This is a genomic window from Flavobacterium alkalisoli (genome assembly GCF_008000935.1).
GTDB lineage: Bacteria > Bacteroidota > Bacteroidia > Flavobacteriales > Flavobacteriaceae > Flavobacterium > Flavobacterium alkalisoli.
In genome coordinates this window covers 3,637,430-3,655,994 of record NZ_CP042831.1, presented here as the reverse complement: position 1 = coordinate 3,655,994, position 18,565 = coordinate 3,637,430, and the positions used below count along the sequence as shown (strand labels likewise).

Annotated in this window: 19 protein-coding genes; 14 read left to right on the top strand and 5 right to left on the bottom strand. The window is 37.2% G+C overall.

Annotation, left to right across the window (positions count from 1 at the left end; all coding sequences use genetic code 11):
* Positions 1-119: 119 nt before the first annotated feature.
* The 14 genes from FUA48_RS16560 to FUA48_RS16495 all read left to right on the top strand — a co-directional run bounded on the left by FUA48_RS16560 (position 120) and on the right by FUA48_RS16495 (position 13,136).
* Complete coding sequence (locus FUA48_RS16560; protein WP_147584561.1) at positions 120-560, top strand: hypothetical protein; 441 nt, start codon at positions 120-122, stop codon at positions 558-560.
* 131 nt (positions 561-691) lie between these two features.
* Positions 692-2,635: an amino acid ABC transporter substrate-binding protein gene (locus FUA48_RS16555; protein ID WP_147584560.1), complete on the top strand. Its 1,944-nt coding sequence runs from the start codon at positions 692-694 to the stop codon at positions 2,633-2,635.
* A 2-nt stretch (positions 2,636-2,637) separates the two neighbouring features.
* Positions 2,638-3,036, top strand: coding sequence for an OsmC family protein (locus FUA48_RS16550; RefSeq protein WP_147584559.1), 399 nt, complete (start codon positions 2,638-2,640; stop codon positions 3,034-3,036).
* Between the two features lie 218 nt (positions 3,037-3,254).
* Positions 3,255-3,485: a DUF3820 family protein gene (locus tag FUA48_RS16545; RefSeq protein ID WP_147584558.1), complete on the top strand. Its 231-nt coding sequence runs from the start codon at positions 3,255-3,257 to the stop codon at positions 3,483-3,485.
* Positions 3,486-3,665: 180 nt separating this feature from the next.
* On the top strand, positions 3,666-5,279 hold the full coding sequence (locus FUA48_RS16540) for a CTP synthase (RefSeq protein ID WP_147584557.1): 1,614 nt from the start codon (positions 3,666-3,668) through the stop codon (positions 5,277-5,279).
* Positions 5,280-5,335: 56 nt separating this feature from the next.
* Positions 5,336-7,231 carry a membrane protein insertase YidC gene (gene yidC / locus FUA48_RS16535; protein WP_147584556.1) on the top strand — a complete coding sequence of 632 codons (1,896 nt, stop codon included), beginning with the start codon at positions 5,336-5,338 and terminating at the stop codon, positions 7,229-7,231.
* 104 nt (positions 7,232-7,335) lie between these two features.
* Entirely contained in the window at positions 7,336-8,034 is a 699-nt protein-coding gene (locus tag FUA48_RS16530) for a toxin-antitoxin system YwqK family antitoxin (protein ID WP_147584555.1), read from the top strand.
* Between the two features lie 50 nt (positions 8,035-8,084).
* Positions 8,085-9,275, top strand: coding sequence for a tRNA 2-thiouridine(34) synthase MnmA (gene mnmA, locus FUA48_RS16525; RefSeq protein WP_147584554.1), 1,191 nt, complete (start codon positions 8,085-8,087; stop codon positions 9,273-9,275).
* A 78-nt stretch (positions 9,276-9,353) separates the two neighbouring features.
* On the top strand, positions 9,354-9,854 hold the full coding sequence (locus tag FUA48_RS16520) for a hypothetical protein (RefSeq protein WP_147584553.1): 501 nt from the start codon (positions 9,354-9,356) through the stop codon (positions 9,852-9,854).
* Between the two features lie 91 nt (positions 9,855-9,945).
* Entirely contained in the window at positions 9,946-10,500 is a 555-nt protein-coding gene (locus tag FUA48_RS16515; RefSeq protein ID WP_147584552.1) for a PH domain-containing protein, read from the top strand.
* Between the two features lie 44 nt (positions 10,501-10,544).
* Positions 10,545-10,913 (top strand): hypothetical protein, encoded by a 369-nt coding sequence (locus tag FUA48_RS16510; protein ID WP_147584551.1) that lies wholly within the window; start codon positions 10,545-10,547, stop codon positions 10,911-10,913.
* A 72-nt stretch (positions 10,914-10,985) separates the two neighbouring features.
* A complete protein-coding gene (locus tag FUA48_RS16505) occupies positions 10,986-11,780 on the top strand; it encodes a hypothetical protein (protein WP_147584550.1) in 795 nt (264 codons plus the stop codon).
* A gap of 2 nt (positions 11,781-11,782) precedes the next feature.
* Positions 11,783-12,427 carry a TatD family hydrolase gene (locus FUA48_RS16500; protein ID WP_147584549.1) on the top strand — a complete coding sequence of 215 codons (645 nt, stop codon included), beginning with the start codon at positions 11,783-11,785 and terminating at the stop codon, positions 12,425-12,427.
* Entirely contained in the window at positions 12,420-13,136 is a 717-nt protein-coding gene (locus FUA48_RS16495) for a tRNA threonylcarbamoyladenosine dehydratase (RefSeq protein ID WP_147584548.1), read from the top strand. The genes FUA48_RS16500 and FUA48_RS16495 overlap by 8 nt, the downstream gene beginning before the upstream one ends.
* Before the next feature lie 72 nt (positions 13,137-13,208).
* Here the strand turns inward: FUA48_RS16495 and FUA48_RS16490 are convergent, their stop codons facing one another.
* The 5 genes from FUA48_RS16490 to FUA48_RS16470 form a co-directional block, all read right to left on the bottom strand.
* Complete coding sequence (locus FUA48_RS16490) at positions 13,209-14,462, bottom strand: GyrI-like domain-containing protein (RefSeq protein WP_147584547.1); 1,254 nt, start codon at positions 14,460-14,462, stop codon at positions 13,209-13,211.
* Positions 14,463-14,591: 129 nt separating this feature from the next.
* Positions 14,592-14,969, bottom strand: a complete 378-nt coding sequence (locus FUA48_RS16485) for a hypothetical protein (RefSeq protein WP_147584546.1) — start codon at positions 14,967-14,969, stop codon at positions 14,592-14,594.
* A 13-nt stretch (positions 14,970-14,982) separates the two neighbouring features.
* On the bottom strand, positions 14,983-17,295 hold the full coding sequence (locus FUA48_RS16480; protein WP_147584545.1) for a COG3014 family protein: 2,313 nt from the start codon (positions 17,293-17,295) through the stop codon (positions 14,983-14,985).
* Positions 17,296-17,313: 18 nt separating this feature from the next.
* Complete coding sequence (locus tag FUA48_RS16475) at positions 17,314-17,910, bottom strand: penicillin-binding protein activator LpoB (RefSeq protein WP_147584544.1); 597 nt, start codon at positions 17,908-17,910, stop codon at positions 17,314-17,316.
* Between the two features lie 213 nt (positions 17,911-18,123).
* A complete protein-coding gene (locus FUA48_RS16470) occupies positions 18,124-18,432 on the bottom strand; it encodes a hypothetical protein (RefSeq protein ID WP_147584543.1) in 309 nt (102 codons plus the stop codon).
* Positions 18,433-18,565: the final 133 nt, after the last annotated feature.

Here is an 18,565-nt window from a genome sequence, read left to right as displayed (position 1 = left end):
CTTTTAGTGAGGGCTTATTTTATTTATGGCAGGGTTTTGGTAAATAGTTAAGCAGATATTTATAAAATCGCGAAAAATCTTTTAATTTAGATTTCATAACTACTAAAAAAATATAAGCCATGAAAAAATTATTACTACTGGCCTTTTTCGCCTGTTTGCCTTATAATTCCCTTCTTGCACAGAATAATTACGGCAACGAAGAAAATGACGACGAATATGATACCGAAGAAGTGTATTCAGATGATGGAGAGGAAGAAGAAGATCCTGATGCGTTTTTTATTGATCATAAAATATTGCCTGGGGAGAGAATGATAATGATCTCTAAAAAGTACATGATAGACCCAAAGGATATTTATGAATATAATGAATGGGCTGTAGGAGGATATGATTCAAAACAGGGTGGAGGAGTATTAAAGATTCCTTTGCATAAGTCGCACAAAAAAGATCTTGATGCGTTTAAGGCAAAGCTGGAAAAGGAAAAAGGAGGCCCTATACAGGTGCCTGCTCCGCCAAAAAAGAAGAAGAAAGATATAAAACCTGAGGATTTTAATAAGGGATAAATATTTGAGGTTAAGGCTTTTTTGATAGGTTTAGTGTTTTAACTGAAATTTATCATATTTTAGGCCTTAGCAGTTGTAACAAAAGCTAAATTTGCATCCACCTAAATGTTATAAATAAACCAAACTTAAACATGAAGTACATTGTAATTTTATTTTTTTCACTAGCGTTATTTTCAGGCTCTGCTTATGCTCAGGGTAAATATAAAAAGCACCAGGTAGCAAAAGGAGAGACAGTAACAGATATTGCAAAAAAATATAAAGTTACCCCATATGATATTTACAGGCTTAATCCAGATTCTCAAAACGGTATTAACGAAGGAGCAATACTACTTGTTCCTACTGCAGGAGGAGTTCCGGTTAAGACTGATGTTGCTGTAAGTGAGAAATCCACTAAAATTGCAAATCCTATACATGAGGTGCAGCCTAAAGAAACGCTTTATGGCCTTTCTAAACAGTACAATGTATCTGAAGAAGATTTAAAAAAGGCAAATCCTGAGATTGTAACAAATGGTTTGCAGATAGGTCAAAAAATTATAATCCCCGTAAAGGGGAGTGGTGTTGAGGCTCAGGCTGAAAGGGCAGAAAAGCAACTGTGGAAAAAGGATGCTCCTTCTTATATGTACCATACAGTAGAGGCTGGTGAAACAAAATATTCCATTGCTAAAGACTATGGAATGAGTCTTCAGTTACTGGAAGAGCTTAATCCCGAAGTTAAAGATAGTCCGCTGCCGTTAGGCTATAAACTAAAACTGGACAAGAATTCTATAATAGCTAAAGAAATAGCTCCGGGAGCTCAGCTTAAAAAGCCGGAGAACCAATATATAGAATATACGGTTCAGCCTAAAGAAACTTTTTACAGCCTTACAAGAAGGGTGGGGATTACAGAGCAGGAGATAGTAGCATTAAACCCAGATGCTAAAGACGGCCTTAAGGAAGGGATGGTTTTAAAACTGCCTAATCCTAATCCCGATTCAGGAACTGTATTTGGTGCTACAAGATCATATGCTCCGGGTATTTCTAACCTGTCTGTAACTTTAAACAAAGCACAAACAAAACAACTTGCATTACTACTGCCTTTTAATATTAATAAAGGGGCTGATGATGAAAGTGAGAAAGAAAGGGTTAGAACTAACAAGTTTCTTAACATGACCCTTGATTTTTATGCAGGTGCATTAATCGCTATAGATTCTGCACAGGCTATGGGGATACCTGTAAAAGTAAAAATACTTGACTCGCAGGAATCAAGCACGAGCTCGGCTATAGACAACCTTCGTGGTGGTCTTGTAGGGGTAGATGCGGTTATAGGTCCGTTCTTCCAGAATAATGTTGAGAAAACAGCACAAATTTTAGCCGGGATTCCTATAATATCTCCGTTATCTAAGGAAGCAGGTAAACCATTGCCAAACCTATATCAGTCGGTACCTACTCAGGATATGGTAAGAATGGCTATGCTTGATTATCTTAAGTTTAAAAGCGGTAATGTAATAGCTGTTATAGACGAGAAAAAACTAAGCTCTAAGCAGTTTATAAGAAATAATTATGCCGGAGTTAAATTTGCAGACGGTACTATTACAGAGGATATAATGAAACCTCTTTTAGATCCTTCAAAAATGAATTATATAGTGCTTGATACTGAAAGTGCCGGAAAGGTTTCTAACACGGTAAGAGTACTTTCAAAACTAATGGCAGACTACCAGATTCAGCTTGCGGTAATGGAGAGGACAGATATTCTGGATAATGAGGAAGTGCCTTTAAAGCTACTTACAAGGTTAAGAATGTTATATCCGTCGGTAACTAACGACAGCGAAAATCCTATGGCTGCCGGATTTATAAAAAAGTTTAAAGCGAAAAACGGTGTAATGCCTAATCAGTTTGCTTCAAGGGGTTTTGATGTTACTCTGGATGTTATTCTGCGTATGTATCAGCCTGAAGGTTTTGCAGAAACAATAGCAACAAAGGCATCTCAACAAACAGAGAACAAATTTGTTTACAGGACTTTAAACGGAGGTAATTATAATAACGGAGTTTATATCCTTAACTACGAAGAGGATTTAAGCATAAAACAGGCAAATTAATTATGACATCCAAGGTAACTTATCTGGGAGAGTTAAGAACATCTTCCATTCACCTTCAGTCGGGTAGCGAGATCATATCAGATGCCCCTCTTGATAATAACGGAAAAGGCGAGGCATTTTCCCCTACAGATACTGTGGCAAATGCATTAGCAACCTGTATGTTTACCATTATGGGTATTAAAGCCCGTGATATGGAGATAAGTTTGGAAGGCTCTACAGCTGAGGTTACAAAAACTATGGCTGCCGACCCAAGGCGTATTTCTAAGATTAAGGTTGTTTTTAACCTTAAATCAAATGCAGATGAAAAATCCAGGGAGTTGCTGGAAAGAGTAGCGATGAGGTGCCCGGTACACTTTAGCCTTCACCCTGATATTGAAAGGGAAATAATATTTAACTGGTAATATTCGATTAGAACTTATACTAAAATACCCACTGTTGGGTATTTTTTTTGTTTAATAATGAATCTAAATTCGACTTACGAAGTTTTTTTAGATTCTTTGGTTTATGTAAAGTGTTTCATTCGCGTGGCACTTTGGTCAGGAAAGAGCACCCTTTTTTTGAGGGTGCTTTTTGTTTTTAAGTGGGTTTAACTTGCTAAATTTGCTGTTCAGTTTTATTTATGGACGAACAAAAACAATTGCTGATAAAATTAGCACATACAAAAATGCCTTTTGGTAAATATGAAGGGCGTTATCTTATAGATTTACCAGAGCATTATGTGGTATGGTACCACAATAAAGGTTTTCCGGCAGGGCAGTTGGGGCAGCAGCTTCAGTTGATATACGAACTAAAACTTAACGGACTTGAAAAACTGATAAGGAATATTAAGAATCAATATCCGAAACCATAGAAAAATGAATTTTTGTTAAAGAAGTGTTTCTTAAACATGAATTTTTGATGGTTTTTTCTGCCTTTTGTGGGGAGCATTTTCAAATTTTCAAATTACCTCATTTCCATATTACTTATAATCGGATAAAATTGCTTATTTTTGCCACGTTTTTTACAACAGCAACAACACAACAACAGTACAATGAATCAAACGAAGTATATTTTTGTTACAGGAGGTGTAAGTTCTTCTTTAGGGAAAGGAATCATAGCTGCTTCCTTAGCGAAATTATTGCAGGCCAGAGGTTACAGAACCGCTATTCAGAAATTTGATCCGTATATCAATGTGGATCCGGGTACACTTAACCCGTATGAACATGGTGAATGTTATGTAACTGATGATGGTGCCGAAACGGATCTTGACCTTGGGCACTATGAGCGTTTTCTAAACGTTCCTACATCACAGGCTAATAACGTTACGACAGGAAGGGTATATCTTTCGGTTATTGAGAAAGAGAGAAGAGGAGAGTTTTTAGGAAAAACAGTACAGGTTGTTCCGCACATTACCAATGAGATTAAGGAACGCATGCAGCAGCTTGGTAAAACGGGAGACTATGATATTGTTATTACCGAGATAGGAGGTACTGTTGGTGACATCGAGTCACTACCGTATATCGAGTCTGTAAGGCAGTTAGTATGGGAACTTGGTGAAAATAACGGTATTGTTATTCACTTAACGCTTGTGCCATATCTTGCGGCTGCAGGTGAGCTTAAAACAAAGCCTACACAGCACTCTGTAAAAACATTAATGGAAAGCGGTATCAAGGCAGATATCCTTGTTTGCCGTACAGAGCATGAGCTTTCGTCTGATTTAAGACAAAAGCTTGCATTATTCTGTAATGTTAAGAGAGAAGCGGTTATCCAGTCGATAGATGCTTCTACAATATATGATGTTCCTAACCTAATGCTTGAGGAAGGCCTTGACAGGGTAGCGCTTAAAAAGCTTGACCTTGCAGAGAAAAACAAGCCGGACTTAAAGCAATGGAACGATTTTCTTTACAAGCTTAAAAACCCTAAGCATACTGTAAACATTGGTTTAGTAGGAAAGTATGTAGAACTTCAGGATTCATACAAATCAATCCTTGAGGCGTTTATACATGCGGGTGCCGTAAACGAAACTAAAGTAAATGTAATCAGTATCCATTCAGAATATCTTGATGAGCACAATGCAGCTAAAAAGCTTGCAGGTTTAGACGGTATTTTAGTTGCTCCCGGTTTTGGAGGAAGAGGTATTGAAGGTAAAATAGAGACTGTTCGTTATGCAAGGGAAAATAAAATTCCTTTCTTTGGTATCTGTTTAGGTATGCAAATGGCAGTTATAGAATATGCCCGTAACGTAATGGGTTGGGAAGGAGCTAATTCTACAGAGATGAATGAAAGCACTCCATATCCTGTAATTAATATAATGGAAGAGCAAAAGAACATTACAGAGATGGGTGGTACTATGCGTTTAGGTGCATGGAAATGCCACATAGCAGAAGGTTCTCTTGCAAACAAAATATACGGAAGCACAGATATATTAGAGCGTCACCGTCACCGTTATGAATTTAATGGTGCTTATCTTGACGAAATGCAGAGTTCAGGCCTTATCGCTTCGGGTATTAATCCTGATACAGGTCTTGTAGAAGTAGTTGAGCTAGAAAATCATCCGTTCTTTATTGGGGTACAATACCACCCTGAGTATAAGAGTACGGTAGCTAACCCGCATCCGTTATTTGTAAGCTTTGTTAAGGCTGCAGTTAAGAAAAAGTGCGAATAATAAGATAACATATTCCCTTAAAAAGGAACCACACTTAGGTGTAATAACTTAAATAAATGGAAGAAAAGAAAATAGATTACAGATCGGCCATCGGCTTTGCTCTTATTGCAGTTGTACTAGGTTGGATGATTTACAACAAAACCGAAGACACTAAAAAGGAGCTGGACCAGGAGAAAGCACAGGAACAGGTTGAAAAAGAAAAACAGAGTGTTGTTGCAGACGAAAAGACTGCAGTTTTAACAGAGCTGGATTCTACTTCGGCAGATTCTATTAAGGAAGTAAACCTTAAAAGTTCTTTAGGTGCTTTTGCTTACGGAGCTTCTTTACCAACAGCTAAAGATGGTGAAACCGAACTTAAAAATGCTTTACTTTCACTTAAGATAGCTAACAAGGGTGGTTATATTGCAGAGGCTACTCCGCTTGGATATGAAAAGTTCCATAAGGATTCAGGGCAGCTGGTAGAGCTTATAAAAGACAATAATGCCGACTTTAATCTTCAATTTAAAACTAAAGATAACCGTATCCTTAACACAAGGGATATGTACTTTGAGCCTGTTTTAAGTAAGAGCGGAGAAAACCAGGTGTTAACAATGCGCCTTAAGGCTGGAGCAGATGCTTACCTTGAGTATCGTTATGAGATGAAACCTAACGATTATATGGTTGATTTCTCTATCCGTACACAGGGCTTATCTCAGGTGCTTGATACTTCTAAGCCACTGGACTTAGAGTGGAGTATGAAGACCTATCGTAATGAGAAGAGTATCTCTTATGAAAACAGATATACTAAAGTTGTTTATGAATATGAGGATGGTAAGGATGACGACTTTGGTGATGGTAGCAGTGACAGTGAAAAAGCAGAAGATGTAACCTATATAGCATTCAAACAGCACTTATTTACTTCTATCCTTTTAACGGATAAGGCATTCAAAACTGCTGATATGAGTTCTGAAAACCTGGTTAAGGAAGAAACTAAGGATACTATATTTACTAAACAGTTTACAGCTAAAATGCCTCTGGAGTTTGAAGGTGGTGAGATTAGTTACAACATGGATTGGTATTATGGTCCTGCGGATTATAAGATTCTTAATAATTTCGACAGAAACCTTGATGAGGTAATTCCTTTAGGATGGGGTATTTTTGGCTGGATTAACCGTTACATCTTTATCCCTGTATTCACCTTTTTAAGTTCGTTCTTACCTTACGGTATAGGAATTATAGTGTTTACTATCCTTGTAAGGATTGTAATGTCTCCGGTAACTTATAAATCGTACCTTTCTCAGGCTAAGATGAAAGTTATACGTCCTGAAATACAGGAAGTAAACGAGAAGTACAAAAAAGACCCGATGAAAAAGCAGCAGGAGACAATGAAGCTGTACAATAAAGCGGGCGTAAACCCAATGGCAGGATGTTTACCGGCATTAATGCAAATACCTGTATTCTATGCATTATTCCAGTTCTTCCCGTCGTTCTTTGACTTAAGACAAAAGAGTTTCCTTTGGGCAGATGACTTATCATCATATGACTCAATTTATCACTTACCTTTCCGTATTCCTTTATACGGAGATCATGTGAGCTTGTTCCCAATACTTGCATCAATAGCTATTTTCTTCTATATGAAAATGACTACAGGTGACCAGAGTATGTCGGCACCACCACAGGAAGGTATGCCGGATATGAGCAAGATCATGAAGGTAATGATTTACATTTCCCCAATAATGATGCTTATATTCTTTAATATGTATGCATCAGGACTGAGTTTATACTACTTCATTTCTAACACTATTACCATAGGTATTATGTTTGTAATTAAAAATTACATTGTAAAAGAAGATAAGTTACATGCTCAAATCCAGGAAAACAAAACCAAGCCTAAAAAGCAAAGCCGTTTCCAGCAGAAGATGCAGGAAATGATGGAACAGGCGCAGGAGCAGCAAAAGCAAAATAAAAGATAAATGGTAAAGCACTCTTCGGAGTGCTTTTTTTAATAAATTGGCTTGCTGTTTGCACGTAATAAAAACAGTATATTTTAAGTTTAGATAAAAAACAGATTTGTATTATGAGATACTTTGCAGTACTTATTGCATTTTTTATTACTATAGGGCTTAATGCCCAAAGTAAAACCGACATCAATAAGTTTGATGCTAAAGGTAAGCGCCACGGTGTTTGGAAAGGTACTTATGAAACCACCGAGAGGCTTCGTTATGAAGGTACTTTTGATCATGGCGTAGAAAAAGGTACTTTTAAGTTTTATGATGATACCCAAAAAGGATCGCTAATTGCTACCCGCGATTTTTCTGCAGGTAATGGTGTTAGCTATACCACTTTTATAGACCAGAAGGGTAATAAGGTTAGCGAAGGTAAAGAGGTAAATAAAGTTCGTGAAGGCGAATGGAAAGTATACCACCCTGACGGGAAAACCATAATGTCTCTTGAAAACTATTCTAAAGGAAAGCTTAATGGCTTAACAAAGATATTTTTTGCTAATGGTGCCATTGCTGAAGAAAAAGGTTATAAAGAGGGTGTGCAGGATGGTATTTACAAAAAGTACAATGAAAAGGGTACTGTACTGGAAGATTCTAACTATAAAAACGGTAAGCTTAACGGGCAGGCTGTTTTTTATGATAAGTTTGGTAATGTATCTTCTAAAGGAGAATTTGTAAAAGGATATAAATACGGATACTGGGAGTATTATGACAATAAGAAACTGGTAAAAAAGGAATTTATGATAATGCCTAAAGAGGTAACAAGGGACTAACAGAAATTTGTAGTACTTTTGCATAAATTTTTTCAGGAAAGGAATTAAAAATGAAACGAGTAGTAGTTGGGCTTTCGGGTGGTGTAGATTCGAGCGTTGCGGCATACCTGTTGCAGGAGCAGGGGTATGAGGTTATAGGCCTGTTTATGAAAAACTGGCATGATGACTCGGTTACCATCTCAAACGAATGTCCGTGGCTGGAAGACAGCAATGACGCTTTGCTTGTAGCCGAAAAATTAGGTATACCTTTTCAAACGGTAGACCTTAGTGAACAATACAGAGAGCGTATAGTAGACTATATGTTTAACGAATATGAGCAGGGTAGGACTCCAAACCCTGACGTGCTTTGTAACCGCGAAATTAAGTTTGACGTGTTTATGAAGATTGCCCTTAGCCTGGGAGCAGACTATGTGGCAACAGGACACTATTGCCGTAAAGGCACTATAGAAAAGGATGGTAAGGAAGTTTATCAGCTTTTAGCAGGTGTAGACGGTAATAAGGACCAATCTTACTTTTTATGTCAGCTTTCACAGGAGCAGTTAAGTAAGGCATTATTCCCTATTGGGGAGTTAACCAAGCCTCAGGTGCGTGAAATAGCTGCTAAAATGGATTTAGTTACCGCAGAGAAGAAAGACTCTCAGGGGCTTTGTTTTATAGGTAAAGTACGCCTGCCGGAGTTCCTTCAGCAACAGCTGCAGCCTAAAGAAGGTGTTATTTATGAAATATCGGCTGAACAGGAAACTTATGCTCAGGAAATACCTCAGTTTGCAAACATACACGAACAACTGGCTTATGAGGCTAAAAACGTTGAGTATACGCCGCAAATGGGTAAAGAGGTAGGAAAGCACCACGGCGCACATTATTACACCATAGGGCAGCGTAAAGGCCTTAATGTAGGGGGTACAAAAGAACCGTTGTTTATTATCGCTACGGATGTAAACAGTAACGCTATTTATACCGGGCAGGGACATAATCACCCGGGACTGTTTAGAAAAGCACTGTTTATTAAAGGCAAAGAAGTACACTGGGTACGTGAAGACCTTACCCTTAAAGATGGTGAGACGATGGATGTAATGGTAAGAATACGTTACCGCCAGCCATTGCAAAAAGCAACCCTGTATATGTTTGAAGACGGTATGTATGTTGCGTTCAACGAACCGCAGTCGGCCATAACAGAAGGGCAGTTTGCAGCCTGGTATATAGACGACGAACTGATAGGTTCGGGAGTTATTTCAAAATAAAAATTGTCAGATTTTATATATAAACCCAACGCATAATAGTGTTGGGTTTTTTTATTGGGTAAAGTGTATATTTGTTAAATGGATTTTAATTTTCAGCCCTCTGTTCCCCGGGACTTCAATAAACAACCTGCTTTAATTTCAGGAGAAGAATCTTTACAGTTTTCTAATTATGAATATTTAGTTATTAAAGATGAAGTTTTTGAGATTAGATTTAGATATTTAGGAGGTCCTTTTAAAGAAGTCATTGTTACCGAAAATCTTCTTGCAGTAGGATATCAGGATAATTTTTATCTGTATGACAGAATTGATGAAAATGCTTTGTTAGTACTTCCTTTAAAGGGATATTTTGGGAGTTTACATTTTCATGAAGAAAGATTCTATGTATGTGATATGGAGTCTTTATATTGTATAGAGAAGTCAGGTAAAGTGCTTTGGCAAAGTAATTCTTTTGCTGTTGATGGTGTAATAATAGAAAGTTTTACACCAGAAAGAATTATGGTTCAGGCAGAGTTAGATCCGCCTGGAGGTTGGAAAGATTTTATCTTAAATAAGAAAACAGGGGAAATACTTAAAATTTAATAGATGCTATATAACTGCGCATAATAGCGTCAGTTTTTTTATTGCTAAAAAAGTTATATTGCACTTTGATTTAAGTAACACCTTACAATTTATGATGCATAATGATATCCAGCATGAGTTAAAAAGCCACTTAGGCGTTAATGAACATTTGCTATGGGTTGGTGAACCCAAACAGGGTGTAATTTTCAGGACATCTGATATTTTTGTTATTCCTTTTAGTATTTTTTGGTTTGGTTTTGCTCTTTTCTGGGAGTTTACGGTCATTTATTATGGTATTCCTGTTTTTGCGATTTTCGGACTCTTTTTTGTTGTTATGGGGTTGTATTTTATAATAGGTCGATTTATATACGACGCTAAAAACCGAAAGAATACTATTTATGGCATTACAGAGAGCAGGGTTTTAATAAGGTCGGGGATTTTTAAAAAGGAAGTAAAGTCTTTAAACATTAAGGTCTTACCACATATTACATTTAGAGAAAATAAAAATGGTTCGGGTACTGTATTATTTGGTTATGATGACTTTAGAAGCAGATTTGGGAATAGGACTATATTTAACACCAGGAATTTTCCTCCAAGTTTTGAGTGTATTCCAAACGTAAAAAAAGTATATGACATTCTTGTAAGTATACAAACGGAGACAAAATAGAATAACCAGTATATAATAATCATCTAAAACCAACTTATTTAATTATGTATAAAATATTTTTTTTGACAGGGATGCTCTTGTTAATGGGCTCGTCTGACTGCGAAAAGTTTAAAAAAGGAACTTTTGTTCTTGACGAAGGAAATGGTAAAGCGTATATAATAACACGTAAAAAAAACAAACAGATTGAAGAAGACAGGGGCAATGGAGTAATGGTTGAGTTTGATTTGGAATGGACTTCAGATTGTTCTTATAAGCTTTATAATCCTAACGTAGTAAAAGGGGATATAGGACCTATTCTAATTGATACGCTTTACTGTGAGATTACAGATGTTAAAGGAGACTCTTACAGGGCGGTATGCCACTCAAAAGGCTACCCAGATGCAGTAACACCACCTATAGTAAAAATAGATTAAAGACGTAGCTTTGTAAGAAGTGTTTGAGACTTTTTAAAAGACAAGAAACAGGCTAAAATCAATTTAATACTAATGCAAAAAATTTTACTATTATTATTTTCCTTACTGCTTGTTAACTGTAAAGAAGCCAAGGAGGAAGATTTAATGACTGTTGGGGAAAATACAATTGCAGCTGAGTCTAAGGAAACCAATGGGAAAGAAAAAGAAATGGTAAACGTTCCTAAATATATACAGCCTTTACAGCACAATAATAAAGTACTTATACTGAAAGGGGAGCTAGATATATATAACAAAAACTTGAAGGAAACCGGAAAAGCAGCAGGCTTGTATGGTTTGATTGTAAGTACAGACAGTATTTCGAAGAATAGGTATGACCTTACCGGAGATAATGATTACTGCAAGTTGCATAATTTTGTAAAAGTCAGTCATCCACATGTAAAGGGATGGGTATATGGTAAGAATGTGTATGAGTATGATATGAGTAGGGAAACTGTTTTTACTGTTAACGATGTACAGTTTAAGATAATACCAACAAAGAATTTTAAAGTAGGGGTTTCTGATGACGAAGGGCTTACCTTTTGTGGAAGTGAAAGCCCAATGGTATTGTACAACTCAAAATTTGAAAAAGAGGAATTTATTCCCATAGAGAATAAGAATGACTATTATGTAAGTGATTACATTACATATGATAGTCATGACGGTTGGATGGATGAAATTGCTAAAGTATCTTTAAAAGATGATATCCTGCTTCTTGATATTTTTAGGGAATACCAGGAAGGAAGTGCTAATATTATTTTTGAAATTTATTTAAGTAAATTCGGTTCTCATGCAATAATAAAAGAAGTTATAAATCACGAACCAGAATAGTAATGCTATACAACCTGCACACTCATAACTACACCGCTAATGATAATATACTGGAAGTAGTAAACCGCTATCCGTATGAGGATATTGATGTGCCTTATTTTTCTACAGGTATACATCCGTGGTATATAGATGTAGATAAGCTGGACGAGCATTTAACGGTAATTGATGCCCGTTTGGCAATGGATAACTGCCTTGCCCTTGGCGAATGCGGACTGGACAAACGCATAGAAATGCCAATGGATGAGCAGCAGAAAGTGTTTGAAAAGCAGTTAGTATTAGCAAAAAAACATCAAAAACCCGTAATTTTGCACTGTGTGGCGGCTTATCAGGAAGTGATAGAAACCAAAAAGAGGTTAAATGTTGATGTCCCGATGGTTATTCACGGGTTTTCTAAAAATTCACAGGTAGTCAGGCAATTACTGGATAATGGCTTTTACATTTCATTTGGCAAGTATCTGTTAAGAAATCCAGAGCTATCTCAGGTATTTGTAACGGTTCCTAACGATAAGTTCTTTATGGAGACTGATACCATCGAGGAAGGACTGGAACAGGTATATGAAAAGGCAGCCGCCGCAAAAAATATTAGTATAGAAGAATTAAGGAATATAGTAAGCAATAATTTTAAAACCGTTTTTAAGAATGGCTGAATGGACCGAGAGAGCAGAGCTCTTATTTAAAAAGGAAGGGCTTGATAGATTAAAGAATGCAAAAGTAATGGTTGTGGGACTTGGAGGAGTAGGATCGTTTGCTGCCGAATTTCTTGCCAGGGCAGGAGTGGGCAACATGACCATAGTAGATGGCGATGTTGTGGATATTACAAATATTAACCGTCAGCTTCCGGCACTGCACTCAACCGTTGGGCAGCCAAAAGTAAAAATAGTAGGTGACAGGCTTATGGATATCAATCCTGAGCTTAACTTAACAAGGGTAGAGGAGTTTTTATCTCCGGAAAGGGCTTTTGAGCTTGTAACTACCGAGTTTGATTATGTGCTTGACTGTATTGACAGCATTACGCCTAAATTAAACCTTATTTTAGCTGCTAAGCGTAAAAAGGTTAAGATTATAAGTAATATGGGCGCAGGAGGCAAATATTTAGCCTCTAAGGTAAAGGTATCTGATATTAGCAAGACAGAATATTGTCCGTTGGCAAAAAATATAAGAAAGCGTCTTAAAAAGGAAGGTATTTCTAAAGGGGTTAAGGTAGTATTCTCTACCGAAGAGCCGGATCAGAGCAGTCTTAAAATGACGGATGGTTCAAACTTTAAGAAATCATTCTTTGGTACTAACAGCTGGATGCCGGCCCTGTTTGGGCTTCATGCAGCCGAAACAGTAGTAAAGCACATTATAAAGCATTAAAAAATCCCCTTTAGGGGATTTTTTGTTTTTGGTGTTAGAGTTAGTATCCCTGTTGGGATATTATTGTTCTTGCTAAGGTTTTGTTGTGGTATCTTCTACCTCTTTTTTCTTAGCAGTTGCTGTATCTTTTTTAGCCGTCTTAGGCAATGTTGCTGTAGGTTGTGCAGCAGCGGGCTGTGCATTAATAGGTGTAACCTCAGGCTTTTTCTTTACAGTGGCAGGTTTTCTTACCGTTGTATTTGTAGTTGGTGCAACGGCAGTAACAGTAGCTGTAGAATCCTGTACTTCTATAACAACCTCTTCAGGTAATGCCGGGCCTACAGGTATGTAGATATCGGTAACCCATTGTGAAGGGTCTTTTGAATCTGCCGGGCCTTTAGTGTATACTTCCAGGTAAGGCTGTTCAAAATTCTCTTCAAGCTTATTGTCTGCAATATGTTTAAATGCAGCATCCCAAGCCTTTTTAAGGTGTTTGTAGTCGCCTTTTAAGGTTGTTTTAAGCGCATTAAATCGATTTATTTTACCGGCCTTAAATTCACTTCCGTCAGATATAAGCATTTCATCTTCCAGCGGTATGCATACGGTAAATGATGTTAGGCCTTTATCAGTATCAAAAGTATGGAAGTAAGTAAAAGGTTTGCCTTTTGTAGCTATGTTATTTGATGTTACAAATTCCTGTAGTTTAGGGAACATCGCTGCCATTTTTTGTGGCATTTCCGATATTTTACAGGTTGTAGAGTCACCTATGTAGTAAGCTGATTCCCTTATAACAATTTCATCAACCTTAATTTCAAAAAAGTTAATACGGTTTACCAGTATATAGTTAATGCGGTTAAGGCTGTGTGTAAGTAATTTTGAAGCTTTTTCATCGGCACCACCTTTTAAAATGGCATTGGCCTTTTCCATAAAGGTTAGCTGTCCTTTCATACGAAGGGTAACTTTGGTAGCTTCTTTTAAAGTATCTTTAAAAGACCAGTATACTTCAGATTGTAGTCCGTTAAGCTCTGCATTTTGGTAAATAGAATCATTTACGGCAGAATTTATGGTTTTTACATTTCCGGTTTTATTGTCAAGTTTCCAGTTGGTATAAGTTCCTGCTCCTGTGGTATTATCCGAAAAAGTATAAACGGCTGTAGTATCTCTTGTAAGTATGCCTGAGTTTTCCCAGTTTTTAAAATCGTTTACAAAGCTGTAAACTACATTTTTAGGTGCTTTAATAATAAGTTCCTGGGTAACGTCATACTTTCCGTTTTGAGTGGCTATGAATACTGCTCCTGCAACCGCAGCCAACAATAGCAGAAGGAAAAGGTACTTGACAATTTTCATACAGGCGTAAAGACTTATTATTTAATGTAAAAGTATAAATTTCCTGTAAGAAAGCAAATAACTGTTAAAATTATATACCAAAACGCAAAAAACTCCGTTGAACGGAGTTTTTATAACGTTTTTTGAAATTTATTCGCACTCTATAAAGTCCTCAGGATAAGGCGTCATGCTTACCTTATCTACTAACAGGAAGATGTCTTCCTCTTTAGTGTAAATGTCCATTTCATCACTTTGCTGTTTGGCATTCAAAGCCTTGCGATGTGTTGTAATAGTGTACTGCTGAAGCTTATCGGTAACATTATAGTTAAACGAAATAAGATTTTGGTAATCACTTTTAAACTGGATTTTCCAGTGATGCTGTTCGCCATTCTTTCCGTCATACTTTAATCGGAAAGATATTTTAGAATAGCAGCTTGTTTTTTGCCACGGCTGCCATCCGTTATCGGTTTGTGCTGTTGCCAAATGTGAAGCAAAAGCAAATACAATCAGCAAAATAATTCTTTTCATACGCGTGGTTTTTTTATTGGAAGTCGGTCTCATAAACTCCTTGGTTTACTAACAGTTCTGTAGTTACCATTTCAGATGACACACCATTAGTTGCCGTTGTTGTTTTAAAAGGAAACATAATTCCGTTTACTTCTCTGTAATCGGTAAAGTATGATGTACTGCTTGTGTTGTCAATTTTAGCATTACTGGCAATAATAAGGCCCGTTTTTGTACAATAATAATTGGTCATTTTAGTGCCGTAAGTAGCATCTTTATAACTAACAGCATAAGCTTCCTGATTGTTGATGGAGGTAATGCCTTCCAGCTTGGAATTAGGATCGCTTAACGGGATAATAAAGTTTTGGTAAAAATTACGTCCGTTTTTTACGTTATCATATGTCTTTTTATCCAGTTTAGTACGTGAGCCCCCCATTACCATATAACCTCCATTGTTATTCACAACCATAGAGAAACTTTCCTGACCGTCTGTAAAGCTTTTAACAGAGCAGTTATTGGTTTTATCCATTTTAGTAACCATTGTAACAGTAGTAGTTTTACCTTCATAACTGCTTACCGATGAAGTTTTCATTACCATGGTTTCTATACCTTTAATCTTATCTTCACCACCGGCAGCTTTTACATAATTGTTTACTACTGTTGTTACCGTTATACCTTCCTTTACAGGAGTTAATGGCGTAGTTTCGGCAGGGATGCTTATAGAATTTTTTGCAGGTATATCAGCCGGTTTATCCGATTTTGCAGCCAGTAAAGACGTTCTTGCCTCACTTAGCTGGGTATCCGTTTTTGTTACTGCCTGAGATGCTGCAGATCCCGGAGGCGGTAATAACTGAGTCCTGCCAAGGTCAAAGTAATTTACTATCTGCAATCCTTTTTTGTAAGGGATGTACAAAGTGTCGGTATCTATACCCTGAGGTCCCTGTTTTTTGATAAGGAACTTGTTTTCACCTTCCTGTAGGGGAACACGAATATAACTGATGGTTGCCGGAAGCGTTTGCCAGTTACGGGTATCTGCCTTTTCTGTAGCAGCCCCTGCAATATCACCACCTAATTTCATAAGATCTCCTGCGGTATCACCAAAAAGCTCTTTACCTAAAGCACCTAAGCCGGCGCTGGCTGCTTTTTTAGTAGCAAACCTTGCAACAAGATCTATGGTTTCACGCAGCATCCTGTCTTTCAGGCACTGTTTTGCTATAGGGTAAAAGTCCTGGGCAAGCTCAAAAGTAACATCTTCGTTACCAACCTCTACAGCTGCTCTTGAATAGTAGCTGTACCTCTGGCGGTATTTAGGGATAGCAATGGCATTTACAGACCCAATATCAAAACCTACCGGAATAGGGATAAAAATCTCTTCCTGAGTAGCTCCGTCATAGTAGGTGCCGTAAAAGAAACCATCTGCACCACTGGCGGTAATAACTATCTGGTCTTTAGCAGGGCCTAGTCCGTTTTCCCAAAATACAATAGCTTCTCCGGTTGCAACAGGTGCTACCGGTTGTGCAACAGCTACCGGCTCTGGAGCAGGTTTGCTTTTGCCTTTACCTTTTTTGGTTGTTTTTGCAGGAGGGGTTGGTTTTGGATCTTCCGGGAAACCGAATTTTTTTCTATAAGTTTCATAGTCTTCCTGGAAGCCCATTGCCTTAGAGGTACGCATCAGGTCTTTTTTCAGTTGGAGTGGGGTAGGTACCCCAAAAAACTGATCTCCGTTGCGGGCATATATCTCTTCGGCATTTCTGTAAGCAATAAACGCATTGTTTATATCGCCGGTAGATTCATATAATATACCCTGAAGAATTTGTGAAAAGGCATCTTCGCTATACTTGTTCTTATTCTCTTTATACTTTTCATTAAGCTCATACAGTTTTATGTTAATCCTTTTTGCCTCCACAAGTGCTTCGGCAGGTTGTCCTAACTGAAAATAGTTTAAGGCTTTGTAATAGTGAATGGTTACCTTTTCAAAATCTTCACCTTTATAAGGCTCGGCCATCGGGTTAGTAAACTTTGCCGATACGGCCTGGCCAACATTTGTTTTAGTCATCCTGTCTTCAATCATGATGTAAGCCTCTTCTAAAAGGGCGTTACTGTTTTCATAATTGCCGTTAAGATGTTCTACTTTTCCTTTTTCAAGCAGGTATAAAAGTCTGTTTCTGTCTTTGTTTAGAAATTTATTATTTTCGATGCTCGCTATTGCGTTGCTAAAATCTCCGTTAAACAGGTCGCTTTCAATGTCTGCGGTTTTAGTGTTGTAGGTACTACAGGATTGAAAGCTAATCAATAACAGTAGCAATGCCAGTTTTGCCGGCATTAAAAGTATGTTTTTGGTTGCTTTCATGATTTGTTTGGGTTGGGATTACATTTTTTTGTTACCCAGATATTTTTTGATCTTTTTGTCACCAATCCAAACTTTATCGTTTGTTTGAATGTTAGTAAGCTCAAGGTCTATCTGGTAATAGATTGTTTTTTCTTTAGAGTACTGGTCTACAATAGAGTTGATTGTACCCTGAAGCATAAAGTCGGCACCGTTTTCAAGACCGAATTTTTTCATGGTAGATTGTGAAGCATAGTTTTGCTGATCGGCTCTTTCTGCCCTTATTTCCTCACGCATAGAACCTGCCTGTACCAGTTTCATTCTTCCTGAATTGATGATTTCTTTTTCAATGTCTTTAGAGAACGTTTCTGTTGCAATATGCTCATGCGATTTGTTGGTAATCATACCTACAATAATAACAGGTTTTTTACCTCCGTTTTCGGAAGCATAAGTGCTGTACCATGAGTGAGACATAAGCTCTGCAGTAATTTCTTCGGCAGTAAGGCGCGAATCTGTTTCGTTCCATCTTCCGCTAAGGTCAGTTACACTGTCTTCACTTACACGTTGAACATGTGGTGCACAGTTAGTTAGGGTAATTCCTAATACAAAGGCTAAAATAAATTTGTAAGAAGTTTTCATAAATTCTGCGAATTTGGTTAATAATTCAAAGTTACTAAAAAAGGTACTTGTTAATACTTGTTAAAAAGTATTAAATCCTCTTTTACAACATTGATGCCAATTTAGAAAGAAAAATACCCCAACGGGGTATTTTTCTCCCCTCAAATTAAACTAACCCAATGAACTATAAGTTTTTATATTTTTTTGAGTAGTATGTATTTTTGTAAAAAAAAATTAATCAAATACACTACAGTCATAATCTAACCAAAACTGGGTTTGCTCTGTGTACAGATAGCCATACCCGCAGTCTTCGGCAGCGTTAATAAGATTAAGGGCAGCGGTTCTTACTGCACTACATGTAGAAGGTGTTGCATTGTTACTGAAAATCAGAGTTTTTTCGTAAAGAATGTCAGATAATGTTTCCAGCTGATCAAGGCAGGCATCATTGCTAACGTCTGTTGTTTCCTCTTCTTCACAAGAAACAAAAGCTGCAGGTACACTTAACAGCATAAGTAAGAGTAAAAGTTTTCTCATTGTCTTCATAATAAATTGATTTGTAGGTTAATACTAAGGTTATTTATTACAAAGTTGGGGTAATATGCAAAGCAAAAAAATACCCATTACTGGGTATTTTTACTACAAAAAAAATCAAAAAATGATATTTTAATTCTACCAA